This is a genomic window from Burkholderia ubonensis subsp. mesacidophila (genome assembly GCF_002097715.1).
In the GTDB taxonomy this organism is placed as follows: domain Bacteria; phylum Pseudomonadota; class Gammaproteobacteria; order Burkholderiales; family Burkholderiaceae; genus Burkholderia; species Burkholderia mesacidophila.
Genome location: NZ_CP020737.1, coordinates 1,232,586 through 1,252,751, shown reverse-complemented (window position 1 = coordinate 1,252,751; position 20,166 = coordinate 1,232,586). Strand labels below are relative to the sequence as shown.

Genomic DNA, 20,166 nt, shown 5'->3' with positions numbered 1-20,166 from the left:
GAAATCAATGACGGCCGGCCGCGAGGTACGCGAGCCAGTGGCGCTCCGCACGGCGAAACGCCGCGACGAGTGCGAACGATACCGCAAGATAGATCAGCGCGGCGATGCCGAACGACTGGAACGCCATATAGGTCGCGGAATTCGCGTCGCGTGCGACCTTCAGGATGTCCGGCACCGTCGCCGTGAACGCGACCGTCGTCGCGTGCAGCATCAGGATCACCTCGTTGCTGTACAGCGGCAGCGCACGGCGCAGCGCCGACGGCAGGATCACGCGGCGGTACATCGTGAACGGCGTCATCCCGTACGCGCGCGCCGCCTCGACCTCGCCGTGCGGAATCGCGCGGATCGCGCCCGCGAAGATCTCGGTCGTGTACGCGCAGGTGTTCAGCGCGAACGCGAGAATCGCGCAGTTGAAGCCGCTCCGGAAGAACGCGTCGAGCAGCGAGTGCGAGCGCACGAACTCCAGGCTGTACATGCCCGTATAAAGCAGCAGCAGTTGCACGTAGAGCGGCGTGCCGCGGAACACGTAGGTGTAGAAGCGCACCGGCATCGACACCCATTTCTTCTTCGACACCCGCGCGACCGCCAGCGGCACCGCGCAGACGAAGCCGAGCGAAATCGACGCGACGAGCAGCCACAGCGTGACCGCAAGGCCCGACAGGCGCTGGCCGTCCCAGTAAAGGAACGCCTGGCCGAATTCCTGGAGAATCTCGATCATAGTTCTGCGTGCCGCACGCCCATGGAATAACGCTTCTCGAGCTGCATCAGCACGAGGTTGGAAACGGTCGTGATCGCGAGGTAGATCAGCGCCGCGACGAGGATGAAGAAGAACATGTTGAACGTGCTCTTGCCCGCGTCCTGCGCCGCCTTCACGACGTCGGCGAGGCCGATGATCGACACCAGCGCGGTCGCCTTCACGAGCACCTGCCAGTTGTTGCCGATGCCCGGCAGCGCGAAGCGCATCATCTGCGGAAACATGATCCGCACGAACACCCGCATCCCGCTCATCCCGTAGGCCGCGCCCGCCTCGAGCTGGCCGCGCGGCACCGACAGGAACGCACCGCGGAACGTCTCGGTGAAATACGCGCCGTAGATGAAGCCGAGCGTCAGCACGCCGGCGACGAACGGATCGATGTCGATCTGGTCCCAGCCGGCCAGGTCGGTCAGCTGGTTCAGCCAGATCTGGATGCTGTAGAACAGCAGCAGCATCAGGACGAGATCGGGCACCGAGCGGATCAGCGTCGTATAACCGGTCGCGAGCGAACGCAACACCCGGTTGTGCGACAGCTTCGCCACCGCGCCGATCAGCCCGAGCACCACCGCGGTGGCGAGCGACAGCACCGACAGCTCGATCGTCTGCACGGTGCCCGCCCACAGGACGGGACCAAAACCGTAAAGAAACACGCGCGTCTCCAGAACGTGAATGAAAGCCGGCACAATTTCCTGTCCGCGCCGGGCTGAGGCGGATAGTCGCAAGCGAAAATGTTTGTCTCAAATCACCGCCCGCACGGTTGCTGCATTGCAACAACCCACTTCAGGATTCGCAATCGCGTGCTAGTCGTCTGTTTCGAAACGAAAAAGTCCGCTTCCTGACAGTCGGGCGACAAGCCGGGAAGCGGACTTTTTGCAATTTTCCGGTCGCTTTTTCGATATAGCGACGGAGGCGGACGATTGATGACGGAACGGTTGAGAATGGCGCGCCGCGGTCAGCGCCCTTTCAGGATGTCGGAGCGCGACGTCGTGTACACGCGCCCGTCCGGGCCGAAATGCACGTTGAAGAACGCGTCCTGGTTGACGCCATCCTCGAGCCAGCGCCAGCTCCACACCGTTTCGGGCTTGAGCGGATACTGCGCGATCTCGCCCGGCTTGCCGAGCAGGCGCCGCACCTCGTCCTCGCTCATCCCGGGCGCCACCTTCGCGAAGTTGGCCGCGGTGAGCACCTGCGTGGCGCCCATGTAGCGCCCGTTCGCGTCGATGTCGACGAACCAGGTCTGGTTGCCCATCGGGCCGCGCGGATACTCGAAGCGCTTCGAGCCGTCGGTGAACACGCGCTCGATCTCCGGCTTGCCCATCGTGCCGCGGATGTCGGCCTCGGTCGATTCGCCCGGCTTCAGGCCCTTCAGCAGCAGCTGAGCCGGCTTGATCGCCTTGAAGAAGTCCCGGATGCGTTGCACGTTGAACTCGCTTTGCTTGTCGTCGCACGCGGACAGCGCCAGCGTGGCGGCCAGCATGGCGACGGGGAACAGCCGGAAACGGAAAGTCATCGATGGAAACGCGCGTCGTGGAAAACACGCGGCAAGCATACCCGCGCGCCGCCAAAAGCGCGAGACGGGCGCGCGGCCCGTCTCGTTCAGTGCGTCGGTTCGGTTTCCCGCTCGGCGGCCTTCGCCGGCTGCGGCGCGCGCGGCGCGCTCGCCGTCATCCGGCGCCGCGTATGGGCGAGCTCGGCGAGCTGCCACGAGCCGAGAGCGAGACAGCCGAACACGACCTCGCGGGCGCGTTTCACGAGCGCGAGCGACAGCGCCGTATCGCGGTCCACGCCGAACATCTGCGCGAGCAGCACGACGGTCGCTTCCTGCACGCCGAGTCCGCCCGGCACCATGAACGCGGCGTGGCGCGCCGCCTGGGTCATCGCCTCGATCGCGAGCGCGCCGCCGATCGACACCGGATGGCCGAGCAGCTCGAGCGCCCAGTAGACCTCGAGTGCGCCGACCGCATAGCCGGCCAATTGCCAGAAGAATGCGCTGAACAGCAGGCCCGTGCGCGACATCAGCGCGTCGATGTCCGCGTCGAGGCGCCGGCCGTCGACGCCCTGCAGCAGCCGGTGCGAATCGCCGAGCAGGCGGCCCGCGAAGCGCTCGATCGCGTGGAAGATCCCGCCGCGCCGCATCAACACGACGCCGAGCACCGGCAACGGCAGCGACAGCAGCAGCGCGAGGCCGATCGTCCCGGCATTGACGTCGCGCGTCGTCGCGAGCAGCAGCACGAGGCCGAGCGCGGCGAACGCGTACTGGACGACGATCGTCACGAGCACCTCGACGATCACCGACGCGGTCACGCGGCTCGCGTCCGGGTTCCGCCAGCGCACGAGACGGATGCCGACGATCTCGCCGCCGATGCCGACCACCGGCAGCAGCCGGTTCACGGCCTCGCGGACGGTCGCGACCCACCACAGGAACGGCAGCGAGCTGCGCTTGTCGAGCAGCAGGTGCCACGCGTACGCGTCGAGCAGCAGCGGCAGCGCGTGGAACGGCACGAGCCACAGCAGCGCGAAGCCCGCGCGCCCGATCATCTGCGTGACGTCGCCGACGCCGTCATGGAGCACCAGCGCGAGCAGGATCGCGATGCCGATCGGCCAGCCGAGCCATTTGATCCACTTGCTCACGACGGCTGCGCTCCCGGTTGACGCGCCGCGCGCGGCGCGCGCGACGGCGAAGTCTGGCCGAACACGTCGGCGAAGCAGCCCGTCGCGACACCCGCCGCCTTCAGCGCGGCGGCGACGCGCGGCGACAGCAGCGCGTCCAGTTCGTCGACAGGACGGTAGTCGGCCATCGTCGGCGTGATCGGGCCGTCGCCCGCCTCGGCCGGATGGCAATAAATCTCGCCGACGCCCGGCGGCAGGCTCGCGAGCGCGTCGAGCAGCACCGCTTCGTCCATGCCGCCCGTGTGCTCGATGCCGACCACGTAGTCGTTGTGCGCGAGCCCCGCGCGGTCGAGCCGCGCGCGCACGAGCCCGATCCACGGCTTCAGCCACGCGGGCGCGGTCGTCTCGTACGGCAGCCGGACCGCGCGCAGCCCGTAGTCGCGGCCGATCTCGATGATCATCGACAGGATCGTCGGATGCAGATGGAAATGCTTGTGCGCGTTCACGTGGTCGAGCGGCAGGCCGCTCGCCGCGAACGCGTCGAACTGCGCGCGAATCTCGCGGCGCAGCTGCGCACGGACGTGCGGCAGGAAGAAGAAACGGCAGCCGTCCTTCGCCATCGCGTCGCCGAACCGCCCGTCGGGGCCGACGAGCGCGGGAATCTCATGCGCGGGCAGCGTGGCCGGGCCGTCCGCGAGGACGAGATGCAGGCCGACCGCGAGCGACGGCAGCCGCCGTGCGCGCTCGATCGCATCGGCCGCGGCCGGCGCGGCGACCATCAGGCTCGCGGCGTTCAGCACGCCGTCGCGATGCGCGCGCTCAACCGCCGCGTTGACGCGCGGATGCAGCCCGAAGTCGTCCGCGGTGAAGATGAGCGCCCGCGCCGCCCGCTGGGTCGTCACGAATCAGGCCTCGTGCGCGCGCAGGAAACGGAAGAATTCGACGCCCTCGCGCAGACGGCGCTTCATCATGTCCCAGCTCGTCAGCATCTCGCGCACGATCTCCCAGATCTTCGACGGACGGAAGTAGAACTGGCGATAGAACTGCTCGAGGTGGTGGTAGATCTCGTCGCGCGACAGATGCGCGTAGCCGATCGCCGCGAGCTGCACGCCTTCCTTGCTCACCAGGTTGATGGTCTTGTTCTCTTCCATCCAGCCGTTTTCCACGGCCTGCTTGTAGAGCGTCGTGCCCGGATACGGCGCGGCGAGCGAGACCTGGATCGTGTGCGGATTGATTTCCTTCGCGTACTCGATCGTCTTCTTGATGGTCTCCTGCGTCTCGCCCGGCAGGCCGAGAATGAAGGTGCCGTGGATCTTGATGCCGAGCTTCTTGCAGTCCGCGCTGAAGCGGCGCGCGAAATCGGTACGCACGCCCTTCTTGATGTTCACGAGGATCTGGTCGTCGCCGGATTCGAAGCCGACCAGCAGCAGGCGCAGGCCGTTTTCCTTCATGACCTTGAGCGTCTTGTACGGCACGTTCGCCTTCGCATTGCACGACCACGTCATGCCGAGCTTGCCCAGACCGATGGCGATGGCTTCGGCGCGCGGCAGGTCGTCGGTGAAGGTGTCGTCGTCGAACATCAGCTCCTTCACTTCCGGCATGTTGTCGCGGATCCACTTCGCTTCCGCAAGCACGTTCTCGACCGAGCGCGTGCGGTAGCGATGGCCGCTGACCGTCTGCGGCCACAGGCAGAACGTGCAGCGCGACTTGCAGCCGCGGCCCGTGTAGATCGACACGTACGGGTAGTTCAGGTAGCCAATGAAGTAGTTGTCGATCTTCAGGTCGCGCTTGTAAACGGGCGCGACGAACGGCAGTTCGTCCATGTTCTCGAGGATCGGACGCGCTTCGTTGTGCTCGATCGAGCCGTCCTTCGCGCGCCAGCTCAAGCCCTTGATCTCGGGGAACGGCTTGCCTTCGGCGATTTCCTTGCAGGTGTAGTCGAATTCCTCGCGGCACACGAAGTCGATGGCCTCGCTCGCCGTGAGCGAGTTGTGCGGATCGACCATCACCTTCGCGCCCACCATGCCGACCAGCATCGACGGCTTCATCTTCTTGAGATCCTGCGCGAACATCGCGTCGGTCGGGAACGACGGCGTGCTCGTATGGATGATCACGAGGTCGTAGTCATTCGCGATCTTCAGCGTTTCCTCGACCGACAGGCCGTCGGCCGGCGCATCGACCACGCGGCTGCCCGGCACGAGCGCGGCCGGCTGGGCGAGCCACGTCGGATACCAGAAGGAACGGATTTCGCGCTTCGCCTGGTAGCGGGAGCCGGCACCGCCGTCGAAGCCGTCGTACGACGGGGCCTGCAAGAACAGCGTTTTCATGAATGCTCCGGTAGCCTGCATAGTTCGAGTTCGTTTCAAGAATCTAGTAAAAAAAACCGCGGGCCGCCCACATGGGCGCCCGCCGCTCGTCATGGTTGGTCGGCCTGCGCCGTGCCGTTCAGCGGCCGTCGCCGCCCTCTACGGCCGTCGCGCGCTCGCCGCCGACGACCGTCATCCTGGCGCCGCGCCACACGACCTGCGTGCCGAACGCCGCGACGAGCCACTCGAGCGCAAGCAGCGTGTCGCGCACCGCGATCAGCGGCAAATCGCGCCAGAACGCGCGCCAGCCGTCCTCGCCGCGCGCGTGCAGCACGAGCCGCCCGAACGCGCCTGCCGCCGTCGCCGCGGCCGCCAGCGTGCCGGCGAACGTGCCGTCGAGACGCAGCGCAAGCCCCGCGCCGATCGCGAGCCACGGCGCGGTGAATGTGATGAACAGGAACGCGAAGCCGGCCGGGTTCAGCGACCGGATCGTGCGCAGCCAGCGCGTCTCGCGGTGCCAGAGCGGCCCGAACGACGCTTCGATCACGTCGGTCGCGACCTCGACTTCCGACAGCACCGTGCGCCGGCCGAGGCGGCGCGGCAGTTCGGCGAGCCAGAAATCGTCGGCCAGCTCGTCCTTCAGCGCCTTGAAGCCGCCGATCTTGTCGAGCGTGTCGCGCGTCAGCGCGAGCGTCGCGCCGAAGCCGAAGCGGCTCGAGCGGCCGAGGTGCGTGATCCGCACCGACGGCGCGAACCACGCGTCGACGAACTGCGCGCCGATGCGCGTCCAGAACCCGCCGACACTGCGCGCATGATACAGGCAAGTGACGACGCCGACCGACGCATCGGCGAGCGGCGCCGTCACGCGCTCGAGATAATCCGGCTTCACCGCGATGTCGCTGTCGGCGATCACGATCCGCCCGTACTTCGCGCGCTCGGCAAGATTGATCAGGTTGCTGACCTTCAGGTTCTTGCCGTACACGCGCGCGTCGATCACGAGCGTGACGTCGCAATCCGGGTAGTCCGCGCGCAGCCGCTCGACGACCGCCACCGCCGGGTCCGCCGCCGACGCGACGCCGAACAGCACCTCGTAGCGCGGATGGCGCTGCTCGCAGAACGTCGCGAGGTTCTCGTACAGGTGCGGCTCCGCGCCGCACAGCGGCTTGAGCACGCTGACGGGCTCGAAGCCGTCGCGCGCGGCCGTGCGCGGCGTGCGCGGACGCGGCGCGAACGCCGCGACGAGCGCATACCCGGCCGCCGCCAGCGTGAACGCGACCAGCAGCCACTCGATGAGCGATACGGCTGACGACGTCATGCGCACCGCCCTGCGGCGGCCGTGCCGCGGCGGTGATCGAATGAGCGAGCGATGATGGATGATCCGATTGGGACGAACGCGGGCACGACCCGACTCCTTGTTCCGGCAGCGTCTGTATCAGGGGCACGCAATGCTCGAAAGCAGCCCTGCCCCACTTGCGAGGCGCTCCTGCGCAACGCACAGGCGAAACGCAGAAAATGCGAACGGCAACCGTGAGCGCGAAATGGACAATCGCCGGATTTTAACAGCCGGCGACACCCCACGCTCGAACACACCATGAAACGGACTGATGCGAAACCGTTAAAGCCGGACAACGGACATTTTTCCGATGCAAACCTCGTTAACCCTAGCGTAAGCGGTTTGCAGGCGTATTGCAGTCTCCAAATCTTGGCCTTTCGTGGTTTTTTGTGTCTTCACACAAATTTGCACCCAATCTCCGTAAGATTTCGTAATTTTTCGATTATTACATCGATTACAGAAACAATCCGGGCATGGGGTCCGGTCACCCCTGACGGCCGCAGGGGTATCCGCGCGTCGTCAGCGCGATCCGGAGCCCTTTGGCAAAATCCTCCGCATCTGTTGCGTCCGCGCATCACCGCGCGCCCTCACGTTCGAAGGCCCATCCGATGATTCCGTTTTCCGTACTCGATCTCGCCCCCATTCCGACCGGCGCCGACGCCGCGCAGGCGTTCCGCAACACCCTCGACCTCGCGCAGCACGCCGAGCGCTGGGGTTATCAGCGCTACTGGCTCGCGGAACACCACAACATGCCCGGCATCGCGAGCGCGGCGACCGCCGTCGTGATCGGCCACGTCGCCGGCGGCACGCGGACGATCCGCGTCGGCTCGGGCGGCATCATGCTGCCGAACCATTCGCCGCTCGTGATCGCCGAGCAGTTCGGCACCCTCGCGTCGCTGTACCCGGGCCGGATCGATCTCGGCCTCGGCCGCGCGCCGGGCACCGACCAGACCACGTCGCGCGCGCTGCGCCGCGACCTGCTCGGCAGCGCCGATGCGTTCCCCGACGACGTGGCCGAGCTGCTGCGCTACTTCGCCGAGCCGGCGGCCGGCCAGCGCGTGCGCGCGGTGCCCGGCGCGGGGCTCGACGTGCCGGTCTGGCTGCTCGGCTCGAGCCTGTTCAGCGCACAGCTCGCCGCGATGCTCGGCCTGCCGTTCGCGTTCGCGTCGCACTTCGCGCCGGACTACCTGACGCGCGCGCTCGAGCTCTATCGCGCGCAATACCGGCCGTCGGCCGCGTGGCCGAAACCGTATGCGATGGTCGGGGTGAACGTGTTCGCGGCGGACACCGACGACGAGGCGCGGCGCCTGTTCACGTCGCTGCAGCAGCAATTCCTGAACCTGCGGCGCGGCACGCCGGGCAAGCTGCCGCCGCCCGTCGACGTGCTCGATGCAAGCGAGCTGGAGCTGGCGAGCGTCGCGCATTCGCTGTCGTTCGCCGCGGTCGGCTCGCGCGACACCGTGCGCGACAGGCTGCGCGAGCGGATCGCGCAGACCGGCGCGGACGAGCTGATCATCACCGCGCAGATCCACGATCACGCGGCGCGGCTGCGCTCGTTCGAGCTCGCCGCGCAGATTCGCGACGAACTCGCGAGCGACGCCCGCTAGCGCGGCACGTCAGCCGTCGCGCCGCGGCGCGCCCCCGTTACTGCGGGTGCGCCTGCGCGAGCCCGTCGAGCAGCGCCTTGTGGAACGCGTCCGGATCCTGGATCTGCGGCGCGTGGCCGAGCGCCGCGAACTCGACGAGCTGCGCGCCGGGGATCGCCGCCTGCGCGCGCTTCGCGAGTTCGGGGTAGTGCCCGAGCTTCGCGTGGACGTCGGGCGGCGCGACGTCCTTGCCGATCGCGGTGGTGTCCTTGTCGCCGATCATCAGCAAGGTCGGCACGCGGATCGCGCCCATCTCGTAGACGACCGGCTGCGTGAGGATCATGTCGTACAGCAGCGCGGAATTCCATGCGACCGCGTCGCGGCCCGGTCCGCGGTACATCCCCGCGAGCATCTGCACCCAGCGCTCGTAGGACGGCGACCACTTGCCCGCGTAGTACGTCGCCTGCTCGTAACGGCGGATGCCTTCGGCGGTCGTCTTCAGCTCGCGCGCATACCAGTAGTCGACCGTCAGCGGCGGCACGCCGAGCGCCTTCCAGTCTTCCAGGCCGATCGGGTTGACGAGCACGAGCTGCTCGGTCGCCTTCGGGTACATCAGCGCGTAGCGCATCGCGAGCATGCCGCCCGTCGAGTGGCCGACGAGCGTCGCCGACTTCACGCCGATCGATTCGAGCAGCGCATGCGTGTTGCGCGCGAGCTGCTGGAAGCTGTACTGGTAGCGCTCGGGCTTCGACGACTTGCAGAAGCCGATCTGGTCCGGCGCGATCACGCGATAGCCCGCATGGCTCAGCACCGTGATCGTCTCCTCCCAGGTCGCCGCGCAGAAGTTCTTCCCGTGCAGCAGCACGACGGTGTGCCCGTTCGGATGCGCAGGCTGCACGTCCATGTACATCATCTCGACGGTCTCGCGCTGCGACACGAACGAATAGCGGTGCACGGGCTCCGGGTACGTGAAGCCTTCGAGCCGCGCGCCGTACGCGGGCCCGTCGTTGCCGGCGGGCGCCGGGGCCGGCGCCGCGGCGGACGCCGCGCACGCGGCAGCGAGGCCCGCGCCGAGCATGGCGGTGCGGGCGGCGGACAACATCTTGCAAATCGAAACCATGGCGAACACGATGAGTGGAGACGCACGCGGATCACCGAACGGCGCCGCGCTCCGCGATTCTACGCGGGTCGCGTTGACGACGGCGCGCAACACTCCGTTGCCGGGCGGCTTTCTCGCACCGGGGGAACTCGGGTATCGTGTGATGTGAACCTGACCCGCGTGCAGGCGAATTCCCATGAAAAACGTCCTCAGCATTCAGTCTCACGTGATCTACGGCCACGCCGGCAACAGCGCGGCCGTGTTTCCCATGCAGCGCCTCGGCGTCAACGTCTGGTCGCTCAACACCGTCCAGCTGTCGAACCACATGCAGTACGGCCACTGGGCGGGCAGCGCGATCGATGCCGCGAAGATGGAGCAGCTCGTCGACGGCATCGCCGCGATCGGCGCGCTCAAGCGCTGCGACGCGGTGCTCTCCGGGTTCCTCGGCTCGCCCGCGCAGGCCCGCGCGACGGTCGAGATCGTGCGCGCGGTGAAGGCGACGAATCCGAACGCATGGTACTTCTGCGATCCGGCGATGGGCCAGACGGGCGGCATTCGCCCGGAGCCGGGCGTCGAGGAGTTCATCGTCCACGAAATGCCCGCGCTCGCGGACGGCATGTCGCCGAACCACACCGAACTGCAGAAGCTGGCGGGCCGGCGCATCGAGACCGTCGCCGAAGCGGTCGACGCGTGCCGCGCGCTGATCCGCCGCGGCCCGCAGATCGTGCTCGTCAAGCACCTGCACGACCGCAACAGTCCGGCCGACCGCTTCAACATGCTGGCCGTCACCGCCACCGAGGCCTGGATCGGCCAGCGTCCGCTGTATGCGTTTCCGCGCCATCCGGTCGGCGTCGGCGACCTGACGAGCGCGATCTTCGTCGCGCGGCGGCTGCGCGGCGACTCGGTGCGCGCGGCGTTCGAGCATACGCTCGCGGCCGTGCACGCGGTCGTCAAGGCGACCTACGACGCGCGCCGCTACGAGCTGGAGCTGATCGCCGCGCAGGACGAGATCGCGAGCCCGAGCGAGTGGTTCGGCGCGTGGGTCACGGACGTCTGACGGCGCTCGCCGCGTGACGACGCCCGACGCGCATCGCGCGCCGCCGGTCCGCGTCGCGGCCCGTGCCGATACACCGGCCGCGACGCCGCGCGCGTCCGCACGCCAACCCGCCGCGCTGCGCGGCCCCTCTGCGCAAACGTTTCCATCGCTTCACATGAATGACACCGTTTCGCCGCTATGCTCGCGGCGGCACGGCCCGGCACGCCCCTCTGTTCGCGCGCCGGGGCAGCACGATTGCACCACTCCCCGCCATTCGGCGCCCACCTTTTCCGCACGATACCGACCATGACCCGATCGACCCGTCGTGACTTCCTGCGCGTAGCCGCCGGCACTGCCGGCGCCACCGCGCTGAACCTCTTCCCGCCCGTGATCCGCGACGCGCTCGCGATTCCCGCCAACCGCCGCACCGGCACGATCCGCGACATCGAACACGTCGTGATCCTGATGCAGGAGAACCGCTCGTTCGACCATTACTTCGGCACGCTGCGCGGCGTGCGCGGCTTCGGCGACCCGCGCGCGCTGCGCCTCGCGAACGGCAAGTCGGTGTTCCACCAGCCGGTCGGCCTCGGGGAACTGCTGCCGTTCCATCCGCGCGCCGACAAGCTCGGCATGCAGTTCCTGCAGGACCTGCCGCACGGCTGGCAGGACATGCACGCCGCATGGAACAAGGGCCGCTATGACCAGTGGGTGCCGAACAAGGGCACGACGACGATGGCGTACCTGAAGCGCGACGACATCCCGTTCCACTACCAGCTCGCCGACGCGTTCACGATCTGCGACGCGTACCACTGCGCGATCCCGAGCTCGACCGATCCGAACCGCTACTACATGTGGACCGGCTACGTCGGCAACGACGGCGCCGGCGGCGGCCCGGTGCTCGGCAACGAGGAGAAGGGCTACGGCTGGAGCACCTATCCGGAAGTGCTCGAGCAGGCCGGCGTGTCGTGGAAGATCTATCAGGACGTCGGCACGGGCCTCGACGCGAACGGCTCGTGGGGCTGGACGCAGAACCCGTACATCGGCAACTACGGCGACAACGCGCTGCTCTACTTCAACCAGTACCGCACCGCGCAGCCCGGCTCGCCGCTCTACGAGAAGGCGCGCACCGGCACCAACATCAGCGCGGGCGGCACGCTGTTCGACGTGCTGCAGCAGGACGTGACGAACGGCACCCTGCCGCAGGTGTCGTGGATCTGCGCGCCGGAAGCGTATTCGGAGCACCCGAACTGGCCCGCGAACTACGGCGCGTGGTACATCGAGCAGGTGCTGAAGGCGCTCGTGTCGAACCCGGAGGTGTGGAGCAAGACCGCGCTCTTCATCACCTACGACGAGAACGACGGCTTCTTCGACCACGTGCCGCCGCCGTTCGCGCCGCAGTCGCGCGACAACGGGCTGTCGACGGTCGCGACCACCAACGAAGTGTTCCCCGGCGACGCGTCGCACATGGCCGGCCCGTACGGCCTCGGCCCGCGCGTGCCGATGCTCGTCGTGTCGCCGTGGACGAAAGGCGGCTGGGTCTGCTCGCAGACGTTCGATCACACGTCGCTGCTGCAATTCATCGAGGCGCGCTTCGGCGCGCAGTACGCGGTGACGGCCGGCAACGTGTCGCCGTGGCGGCGCACGGTGTGCGGCGACCTGACGTCCGCGTTCGACTTCGGGTCGTCCGACGCGAGCTGGCCGCAACTGCCGGACACGAGCGGCTACGCGCCGCCCGACCGCAACCGCCATCCCGACTACGTCCCGGTCCCGCCGCTCGCGCAGAAGCTGCCGAAGCAGGAGCCCGGCCTGCGGCCGGCGCGGGCGCTGCCGTACGAGCTGTTTGCGTACGGCCGGATCGACAACGCGAGCGGCCAGTTCCGGCTGACCTTCGCGAACACCGGCCGCGCGGGCGCGGCGTTCCAGGTCCAGGCGCGCAATCGCGTCGACGGCCCGTGGACCTACACGGCGGAAGCCGGCAAGCGCATCTCCGACACGTGGAGCCCCGCGCCGTCGCTCGGCCTGTACGACCTCGACGTGTACGGCCCGAACGGCTTCTACTGCCACTTCCGCACCCCGGCGGCGCCGGCGGTCGGCCCGGCGAGCGTCAACCCCGAAGTGATCTACGGCTACGACGTCGCGAACGGCAACATCACGCTGCGCCTGATGAACCGCGGCCACCGGGCGGTGCGCCTCAAGGTGACGAGCGCCTACGGCCACGCGCATCCGCGCGTGTTCGACCTGGCGCCCGGCGCGCGCGTCGACGACTACTGGGACCTGCGCGGCAGCCACGGCTGGTACGACCTGACCGTCAGCGACGGCAAGCCGCTCGGCTTCGTGCGCCGCTTCGCCGGCCACGTCGAGACAGGCCGCCCGAGCACGAGCGATCCGCTGATCCGCACCGAGCCGGCATCCGTATCCGCCGCGGACGACGCGGCCGTGGCCGAGTCCGAGTCCGAGTCCGAGTAACGCCAACGCCATCGCGCTGCGCCGGCCGTTCGATGCGGCCGGCGCCCGCTTCCCACCGCTGCGGGCGCGGCATCTGCCGCCGCGCCCGCCCCGCCGCCGCCCGGCGCGGGAATTCCCTCATCGCCGCTTTCCCTTGTCGCGCCGATGCTGTGCGGAAATCCGCATGTTTCGTGCGCCAAATCGACAAGACTCGTCCAATTTGGCCCCCTATAACTCGTCGTCAGACGCTCGGACCGGCCTTCGGCCGCGCTCGCAGAAGCGTCGCCCGCGCGCGCCGTTGCGCGCGTTTTCGTGTCTCGCCGCCCAAGGAATGAATATGAAATTCCGCCCATCGCTGCTGTCCGTCTCGCTCGCCGCGGCACTTGCCGTCCTCTCGCATCAGGCCGCGCAGGCGGCCGGCGACGCCGACATCAAGGTCGGCTTCGCCGCCCCGCTCACCGGCGTCAACGCCGGCTACGGCAAGGATCTGCAGAACGGCGTCCAGCTCGCGCTCGACGACGCCGTCGCGCAGAAGATCCAGATTGCCGGCAAGCCGGCGCGCTTCGATCTCGTCGTGCAGGACGACCAGGCCGACCCGCGGATCGGCGTGCAGGCCGCGCAAAGCCTCGTCGACCAGAACGTGTCGGTCGTCGTCGGCCACTTCAACTCGGGCACGACGATTCCGGCGTCGGTCGTCTACGACAAGGCCGGCATCCCCGTGATCGATCCGGCCGCGACCAACCCGACGCTGACCGCGCGCGGGCTCGCCAACATGTTCATGGTGATCGCGACCGACGGCCAGAACGCCGGCAATGCGGGCCGCTATGCGGTCGACGTGACGAAGGCGAAGCGCATCGCGATCGTCGACGACCGCACCGCGTTCGGCCAGGGCGAAGCGGACGAATTCGAGAAGGCGGTGAAGGCGGCCGGCGGCGCGATCGTCGCGCGCGAATTCACGAGCAACCAGGCGGTCGACTTCCGCGCGCAGATCACCAGCCTGAAAGGCAAGAACCCCGACCTGATCTTCTTCGGCGGCCTCGATTCGCTCGCCGCCAACTTCATCAAGCAGATGCGCCAGCTCGGGCTGAACGCGCAGTTCGTCGGCGGCGGCGGCGTGAAGGACAACGAGTTCATCAAGATCGCCGGCCCCGCCGCGGAAGGTGCGATGGCGTGGGAATACGGCCGGCCGCTCGACGAGCTGCCGCAAGGGAAGGATTTCGAGCAGCGCTTCAGGAAGCGCTTCGGCGTCGACGTGCTGTCGTATGCGCAGTTCGGCTACGACGCGACCTGGGCCGCGATCAAGGCGATGCAGGCGGCCGGCTCGACCGATCCGAAGGTCTATCGGCCGGCGCTCAAGAAGGTCGACTTCGAGGGCATCACCGGCCGCATCTCGTTCGCGAACGACGGCTCGCTGAAGAGCGGCATGTCGACGCTTTACCAGGTGAAGAGCGGCGCCTGGAAGACGATCGTGACGAAGGGGGGTTGAGGCGGTTGATTGCAAAACGCCCGCGCCGGCCTTGCGTCGGCGGCGCGGGCGTCGTCATTCCATGGGATGCGCGACGCAATCATACGATGACTGATATTTGACGGAACCACCGACGCGCCGAACCCTGACGGCGCGCGTCGGCGGAAAGGCGGGCCTACCCGGCGTGCGCGTCCCGCTCCGCTTCAGCCGCCTCGTGCGCGCGGCGCAGCCGCTCCCGGCTGTTGGTCAGGTGCGTGCGCATTGCGGCACGCGCCGCTTCCGGGTCGTGGCGCGCGATCGCCTCGTAGATGTCCTCGTGCTCGTGGTTCAGCCGGCCCACGTAGCGCTCCAGATCGTCGCCCGCGAAACGCGCGGAATTCACCCGCGTGCGCGGAATGATCGACGTGCCGAGCTGCGTCATGATGTCGACGAAATAGCGGTTGCCGGTCGATTGCGCGATCTGCAGGTGGAACTGGTAGTCGAGTTGCGCGGTGTCGCGGCCGCCGCCCGCCCCCGTCGCGATCGCGTCGAGCGCGCGCCGCAGCGCCGCGAGGTCCGCGTCGTTCGCGCGCTGCGCGGCAAGGCTCGCGCACTCGCTCTCGAGGCTGATGCGCAGCTCGAGCACCGCGAGCACGTCGCGCAGCGTCGTGATCGTCGCGGGATCGATGCCGAGCGCCTGGCGGCGCGACGGCTCGAGCACGAAGCTGCCGATGCCGTGGCGCGTCTCGACCAGGCCGCTCGCCTGCATCCGTGAGATCGCCTCGCGCACGACCGTGCGGCTCACGCCCTGCGTCGCCATCACTTCGGTTTCGGTCGGCAGCTTGTCGCCGGGACGCAACGTGCCGTTTTCGATCTGCGCGGTCAGCGCGTCGACGACATCTTGTGCGAGGCTGCGCGCGCGACGACGCGGCGCTGCGGGGAGCGTGGGCACGGACATGAGGCCGGTTCCTTTTTGAATATCGTATCGGTAAGCCGAGGGTTTACGCGGGGTTTGAGCGAAAGCCGTCGATTCATTATACTGCGTCACAAGTCATCCGACGACTGATGATCGCTCGATTTGTCTCCTGTGGCGATCGGAGCTGGCGCTTCAGCGCCGACTCTGATCCCATCCAACGCTGGCATCGGACGATTCGCACGGCTATCGTGGATTCATCGCGTCGCTGCCGCGGCCGTTGCCGTTCCGCGCACGTCGGTTGTCGAATGATCGCACCTCCTGCCGCGCCCGGCAAAGCTTTTGCGGGGCGCGGCGCCGCCCACCCATTTGCCATCGCCGCCCATGAACGCCGCCACTTCCACGCCCCGACACGACACGCCGCGCATCGTCGACCTGCAAGCGATCCCGGTTGCCGGCCACGACAGCATGCTGCTCAACCTGAGCGGCGCGCACGGTCCGTTCTTTACCCGCAACCTGGTGATCCTGAAGGACAGCGCGGGGCGCACCGGCGTCGGCGAAGTGCCGGGCGGCGAGAGCATCCGCCGCACGCTCGACGACGCGCGCGCGCTCGTCGTCGGCCAGCCGGTCGGCAATTACCACGCGGTGCTCAACGACGTGCGCCGCCGCTTCGCGGACCGCGACGCGGGCGGCCGCGGCCTGCAGACCTTCGACCTGCGCACGACGATCCACGCGGTCACCGCGCTCGAAGCCGCGCTGCTCGACCTGCTCGGCCAGCATCTCGGCGTGCCCGTCGCCGCGCTGCTCGGCGAAGGCCAGCAGCGCGAGCGGGTCGAAATGCTCGGCTACCTGTTCTACGTCGGCGACCGCACGCAGACCGCGCTGCCCTACCGCGACAGCAGCAGCGCGACCGACGACTGGACGCGCGTGCGCAACGAGCCCGCGCTGACGCCGGAGGCCGTCGTGCGGCTCGCCGAGGCCGCGCACGCGCGCTACGGCTTCAACGACTTCAAGCTGAAAGGCGGCGTGTTCGAGGGCGCGCGCGAGATCGAGGCGGTGACCGCGCTGGCCGAGCGCTTCCCCGACGCGCGCGTGACGCTCGACCCGAACGGCGCGTGGTCGCTCGACGAGGCCGTGCGGCTGTGCCGCGACCTCCATCACGTGCTGGCGTATGCGGAAGACCCGTGCGGTGCGGAACACGGCTACTCGGGCCGCGAGGTGATGGCGGAATTCCGCCGCGCGACGGGGCTGTCGACGGCGACCAACATGATCGCGACCGACTGGCGGCAGATGGGCCACGCGGTGCAGTTGCACGCGGTCGACATCCCGCTCGCCGATCCGCATTTCTGGACGATGCAGGGCTCGGTGCGCGTCGCGCAGATGTGCCGCGACTGGGATCTGACGTGGGGTTCGCACTCGAACAACCACTTCGACGTGTCGCTCGCGATGTTCACGCACGTCGCGGCCGCGGCGCCCGGCAAGGTCACGGCGATCGACACGCACTGGATCTGGCAGGATGGCGAGCGGCTCACGCGGGAACCGCTGAAGATCGAGAACGGGTTGGTGGACGTGCCGAAGCGGCCGGGGCTCGGGGTCGAGATCGACATGGACGCGGTCGCGGCTGCGCATGAGCTGTACAAGCAGCACGGCCTCGGCGCGCGCGACGATGCGGCGGCGATGCAGTACCTGATTCCAGGCTGGACGTTCGACAACAAGCGTCCGTGCCTGGTGCGCTGAGCGGCGGGCGGGCGCTGCCCGCCAGACCTGGCCGGCCGCGCCTACGCGGCCGCACCTACCCGGCCGGCCCAATCCCCCTCGCCATCCCCGGACGCGGCGAACACGATCAGGATCACGAGCACCGCCTGCAGATGGCCGATGTGGACATACGTGCGGGCTCGGCCCAGGTCCGGCATCTGCCGCTGGCGCGCAGCGACGCGCCAGCGGATCAGCCCGATCATCGGCACGAGTTCGAGCAGCAGGATCAGCACGAGCGCAGCCATCTTGACGTGAAAGAGCGGCTCGTGAAGGTAATACGCGCTGCCCTTCTCGAAGCCGCCGAAGGCGCGCGCGAGCCCGGTCGCGATCAGCACGAGCGCCGACAGCCCCCATATCGCGTCGGCCTTGAACAGGCCCGGCAGGTCGGCCGCCTGGGCCGACGCGATGACCCGGCGCAACGCGCGATTGCGCGCGGCGACCGCCGCGAAAGTGGCCCCGAACGCGCTTAAGTGGATGGCGGCCAGCAACCAGCGGACGATCATCGGTTCTCTCCGGTGTCGTCCGCGTGCTGCGCCGGACGTATCAGACGATCTGCTTGAGCGCCGCGTCGAGCGCGAGCACCGCGACGCGGTCACCCTCGGTCGCGAGCGGCGCGCGCATCACGATCTGCCGGTTATGGCCGACGGCCGCCGGCGAATCCCACAGCAGCTCGACCTTCGGCCGCTTGAACCAGTTGCCGCGGGGCAGCGTGACGGGCGGCGGGCAATCCTGCGGCGGGTCGCCCTGAACCGGGCCCGCCGCGCCGGCGCGGCGGCCGGGCCAGCGCACCGACAGCTCGCGCGCGTCGTATTGCCCGACCTTGCGGCTTTCCATCCAGACAATCACGGTGCGCGTGAGCGTATCGAGGGAGATCGCGTAGCGGCCGACCGCGAACCGCCGCGCGGCGACGTTGGTGCGCCACAGCGGCCGGGGCCGGCAGATCCAGACGATGGCCGCGTACAGCGCCGGCGCGGCGACGAGCCAGCCGTTGGTCGCGGTCACCGCATGCATCGCCCGGCGCCAGCCGGCCGCCCACACGTAGGCGCCGATCGACCAGACGGCGAACAGGAAACCGATCAGCGCGAAGAAACGAAGCGCCTGGCGCAGCCATTGCGGCAGCGGATGAAACGGACGCTCGGCGCGCGCCGCCGCGCCCGGCAATGCGAGCAGCAGGAAGATCAGCACCAGGTAGACGAACGCCCACGGCGACGACGCCATCGCCGACAACGACTCGCGGTAGCCCATCTGCGACATCGAGAACAGCCACCGCGCGAGCAGCACGAGACCGATCGCGCGCAACGCGAAGATCACGCCGGCGCCGGGGGCCGGGGCTGCGCGCGTGGGTTTCGTTCTCGCCAAGACTGCTCTCCTCTCGATGATCTGCGGGGCCGGATTTTACGGCACGGCCATTATAGGGACATTACCGGCTGGACAGACGAACAGCACGCGTGCGCGGACGCGTTCCGGCCCGTCGCGGCCGCCGGGCGCGGCGAGAATACAACAAATCGGCCATCGGCGCCGCAAATGCGACGACGCCCCGCCGGAAGACCCGGACGGGGCGTCGCCGTGAAGCCGGCCGCCGAGGCGGCCGGCCGGATTCAGCCTGCGTTGACTTCGCGCAGCACGGTGCGGCGCTTCTGGCGCAGCAGCTCTTCGTAGCCCTTCACGTAGTTCCGCGCCATCACCTTCGACGAGAAGCGCGCTTCGAACGCGGCGCGGACCTTCTCGCGCGGCAGCGTGTCCAGGCGCTTGAGCGCCGCGACGGCCGACAGCTCGTCCTCGACGACGAAGCCCGACACGCCGTTCTCGATGACTTCCGGCACCGAGCCGCGCTTGAACGCGATCACCGGCGTGCCGCATGCCATCGCCTCGATCATCACCAGGCCGAACGGCTCCGGCCAGTCGATCGGGAACAGCAGCGCATGCGCATTGCCGAGGAATTCGGTCTTTTCGGATTCGCTGATTTCACCGATGTACTCGACGTGCGGAAGCGAGAACAGCGGCTTGATCTTTTCTTCGTAGTACGCGCGGTCGGCCTTGTCCAGCTTCGCGGCGATCTTGATCGGCAGGCCGGCCTGCTCGGCGATGCGGATCGCCGTGTCGACGCGCTTCTCCGGCGAGATGCGGCCGAGGAACGCGAGGTAGCTCGGCTTCACGTTCGGGATCGGCGTCAGCAGGTTTTCCGGCAGGCCGTGGTAGACGGTCGACAGCCAGTTCGCCTGCGGCAGCGGGATGCGCTGGTTGTCGGAGATCGACACGACCGGCACGTCGCTGAACGCGTTGAAGATCGGCTGGAGTTCCGGCAGGTCGAGGCGGCCGTGCATCGTCGTCAGATGCGGCACCGGCTGGCGCGAGAACAGCGAGAACGGGTAGTAGTCGATGTGGCAGTGCAGGACATCGAATTCTTCCGCGCGGCGGCGCACCTGCTCGAGGAGCAGCATGTGCGGCGCCATCACGTCGCGGATCGTCGGGTCGAGGCGCAGCGCCTGCGGCCAGCAGGCTTCGAGCTTCGCGGAGGTTTGCGAATCGCCGCTCGCGAAGAGCGTGACGTCATGCCCCATCTCGACGAGTGCTTCGGTCAGGTAGGACACCACCCGTTCGGTACCACCATACAGCTTCGGGGGAACCGCTTCGTGCAACGGAGCGATTTGGGCGATTCGCATGCGTAACTCCTAAAAAATCGGCAATAAACCAAGCGTTGGGTCAGCAGCCTGCCGGCGATCCTGGCTGGACGCATCTCGTCCGACAATCGGACGAATCGGCCTGCTGGCGGCGTCGGACCCGCGCTGCTCAAGGAGCGTCGGCGACGCGACAGGCATAGAACGTTTGAAACGAAGACCCGTTGACAGGGGTTCGTAAAAATAGCAAGGCGCGAACCCGGAGCC

At 68.2% G+C, this 20,166-nt stretch carries 17 protein-coding genes; 5 read left to right on the top strand and 12 right to left on the bottom strand.

All coding sequences use genetic code 11. The features are described 5' to 3' along the window. Window positions 1–4 precede the first annotated feature (4 nt). From B7P44_RS06090 to hpnI, 7 genes are all read right to left on the bottom strand, one after another. Window positions 5–718: an ABC transporter permease gene (locus tag B7P44_RS06090; protein ID WP_059564785.1), complete on the bottom strand. Its 714-nt coding sequence runs from the start codon at window positions 716–718 to the stop codon at window positions 5–7. Further along, window positions 715–1,404: an ABC transporter permease gene (locus B7P44_RS06085; RefSeq protein WP_084901787.1), complete on the bottom strand. Its 690-nt coding sequence runs from the start codon at window positions 1,402–1,404 to the stop codon at window positions 715–717. The genes B7P44_RS06090 and B7P44_RS06085 overlap by 4 nt, the downstream gene beginning before the upstream one ends. A gap of 302 nt (window positions 1,405–1,706) precedes the next feature. Next, window positions 1,707–2,264, bottom strand: a complete 558-nt coding sequence (locus B7P44_RS06080; protein WP_084901785.1) for a hypothetical protein — start codon at window positions 2,262–2,264, stop codon at window positions 1,707–1,709. Window positions 2,265–2,350: 86 nt separating this feature from the next. After that, window positions 2,351–3,385, bottom strand: coding sequence for an HpnL family protein (locus tag B7P44_RS06075; protein ID WP_084901782.1), 1,035 nt, complete (start codon window positions 3,383–3,385; stop codon window positions 2,351–2,353). Beyond that, window positions 3,382–4,266 (bottom strand): hopanoid biosynthesis-associated protein HpnK, encoded by an 885-nt coding sequence (hpnK, locus tag B7P44_RS06070; protein WP_084901780.1) that lies wholly within the window; start codon window positions 4,264–4,266, stop codon window positions 3,382–3,384. The genes B7P44_RS06075 and hpnK overlap by 4 nt, the downstream gene beginning before the upstream one ends. A gap of 3 nt (window positions 4,267–4,269) precedes the next feature. Beyond that, window positions 4,270–5,712: a hopanoid biosynthesis associated radical SAM protein HpnJ gene (gene hpnJ, locus B7P44_RS06065; RefSeq protein WP_306426965.1), complete on the bottom strand. Its 1,443-nt coding sequence runs from the start codon at window positions 5,710–5,712 to the stop codon at window positions 4,270–4,272. A gap of 97 nt (window positions 5,713–5,809) precedes the next feature. After that, window positions 5,810–6,985 carry a bacteriohopanetetrol glucosamine biosynthesis glycosyltransferase HpnI gene (gene hpnI / locus B7P44_RS06060; RefSeq protein WP_084906453.1) on the bottom strand — a complete coding sequence of 392 codons (1,176 nt, stop codon included), beginning with the start codon at window positions 6,983–6,985 and terminating at the stop codon, window positions 5,810–5,812. A gap of 626 nt (window positions 6,986–7,611) precedes the next feature. Between hpnI and B7P44_RS06055 the strand changes: the two genes are divergently transcribed. Then, entirely contained in the window at window positions 7,612–8,610 is a 999-nt protein-coding gene (locus B7P44_RS06055; protein ID WP_084901777.1) for an LLM class flavin-dependent oxidoreductase, read from the top strand. Between the two features lie 37 nt (window positions 8,611–8,647). On the opposite strand, the gene B7P44_RS06050 is transcribed toward B7P44_RS06055, so the two are convergent. Further along, on the bottom strand, window positions 8,648–9,709 hold the full coding sequence (locus B7P44_RS06050) for an alpha/beta fold hydrolase (RefSeq protein WP_084901774.1): 1,062 nt from the start codon (window positions 9,707–9,709) through the stop codon (window positions 8,648–8,650). Between the two features lie 175 nt (window positions 9,710–9,884). On the opposite strand from B7P44_RS06050, the gene pdxY reads away from it, so the two are divergent. From pdxY to B7P44_RS06035, 3 genes are all read left to right on the top strand, one after another. Further along, window positions 9,885–10,745, top strand: coding sequence for a pyridoxal kinase PdxY (pdxY, locus tag B7P44_RS06045; protein ID WP_084901770.1), 861 nt, complete (start codon window positions 9,885–9,887; stop codon window positions 10,743–10,745). A 285-nt stretch (window positions 10,746–11,030) separates the two neighbouring features. Continuing rightward, window positions 11,031–13,190 (top strand): phosphocholine-specific phospholipase C, encoded by a 2,160-nt coding sequence (locus B7P44_RS06040; protein ID WP_084901769.1) that lies wholly within the window; start codon window positions 11,031–11,033, stop codon window positions 13,188–13,190. 316 nt (window positions 13,191–13,506) lie between these two features. Further along, complete coding sequence (locus B7P44_RS06035) at window positions 13,507–14,655, top strand: branched-chain amino acid ABC transporter substrate-binding protein (protein WP_084901767.1); 1,149 nt, start codon at window positions 13,507–13,509, stop codon at window positions 14,653–14,655. 154 nt (window positions 14,656–14,809) lie between these two features. Here B7P44_RS06035 and B7P44_RS06030 read toward each other — a convergent pair whose 3' ends face one another. Continuing rightward, on the bottom strand, window positions 14,810–15,571 hold the full coding sequence (locus tag B7P44_RS06030; protein ID WP_084901764.1) for a FadR/GntR family transcriptional regulator: 762 nt from the start codon (window positions 15,569–15,571) through the stop codon (window positions 14,810–14,812). A 339-nt stretch (window positions 15,572–15,910) separates the two neighbouring features. Between B7P44_RS06030 and gudD the strand changes: the two genes are divergently transcribed. After that, window positions 15,911–17,263, top strand: a complete 1,353-nt coding sequence (gene gudD / locus B7P44_RS06020; protein WP_084901758.1) for a glucarate dehydratase — start codon at window positions 15,911–15,913, stop codon at window positions 17,261–17,263. A gap of 41 nt (window positions 17,264–17,304) precedes the next feature. On the opposite strand, the gene B7P44_RS06015 is transcribed toward gudD, so the two are convergent. The 3 genes from B7P44_RS06015 to B7P44_RS06005 all read right to left on the bottom strand — a co-directional run bounded on the left by B7P44_RS06015 (window position 17,305) and on the right by B7P44_RS06005 (window position 19,944). Then, window positions 17,305–17,784, bottom strand: a complete 480-nt coding sequence (locus tag B7P44_RS06015) for a DUF2214 family protein (RefSeq protein WP_084901755.1) — start codon at window positions 17,782–17,784, stop codon at window positions 17,305–17,307. 40 nt (window positions 17,785–17,824) lie between these two features. Further along, window positions 17,825–18,640: a hypothetical protein gene (locus B7P44_RS06010; protein ID WP_084901753.1), complete on the bottom strand. Its 816-nt coding sequence runs from the start codon at window positions 18,638–18,640 to the stop codon at window positions 17,825–17,827. A gap of 239 nt (window positions 18,641–18,879) precedes the next feature. Further along, window positions 18,880–19,944 carry a glycosyltransferase family 4 protein gene (locus tag B7P44_RS06005; protein WP_084901750.1) on the bottom strand — a complete coding sequence of 355 codons (1,065 nt, stop codon included), beginning with the start codon at window positions 19,942–19,944 and terminating at the stop codon, window positions 18,880–18,882. Window positions 19,945–20,166: the final 222 nt, after the last annotated feature.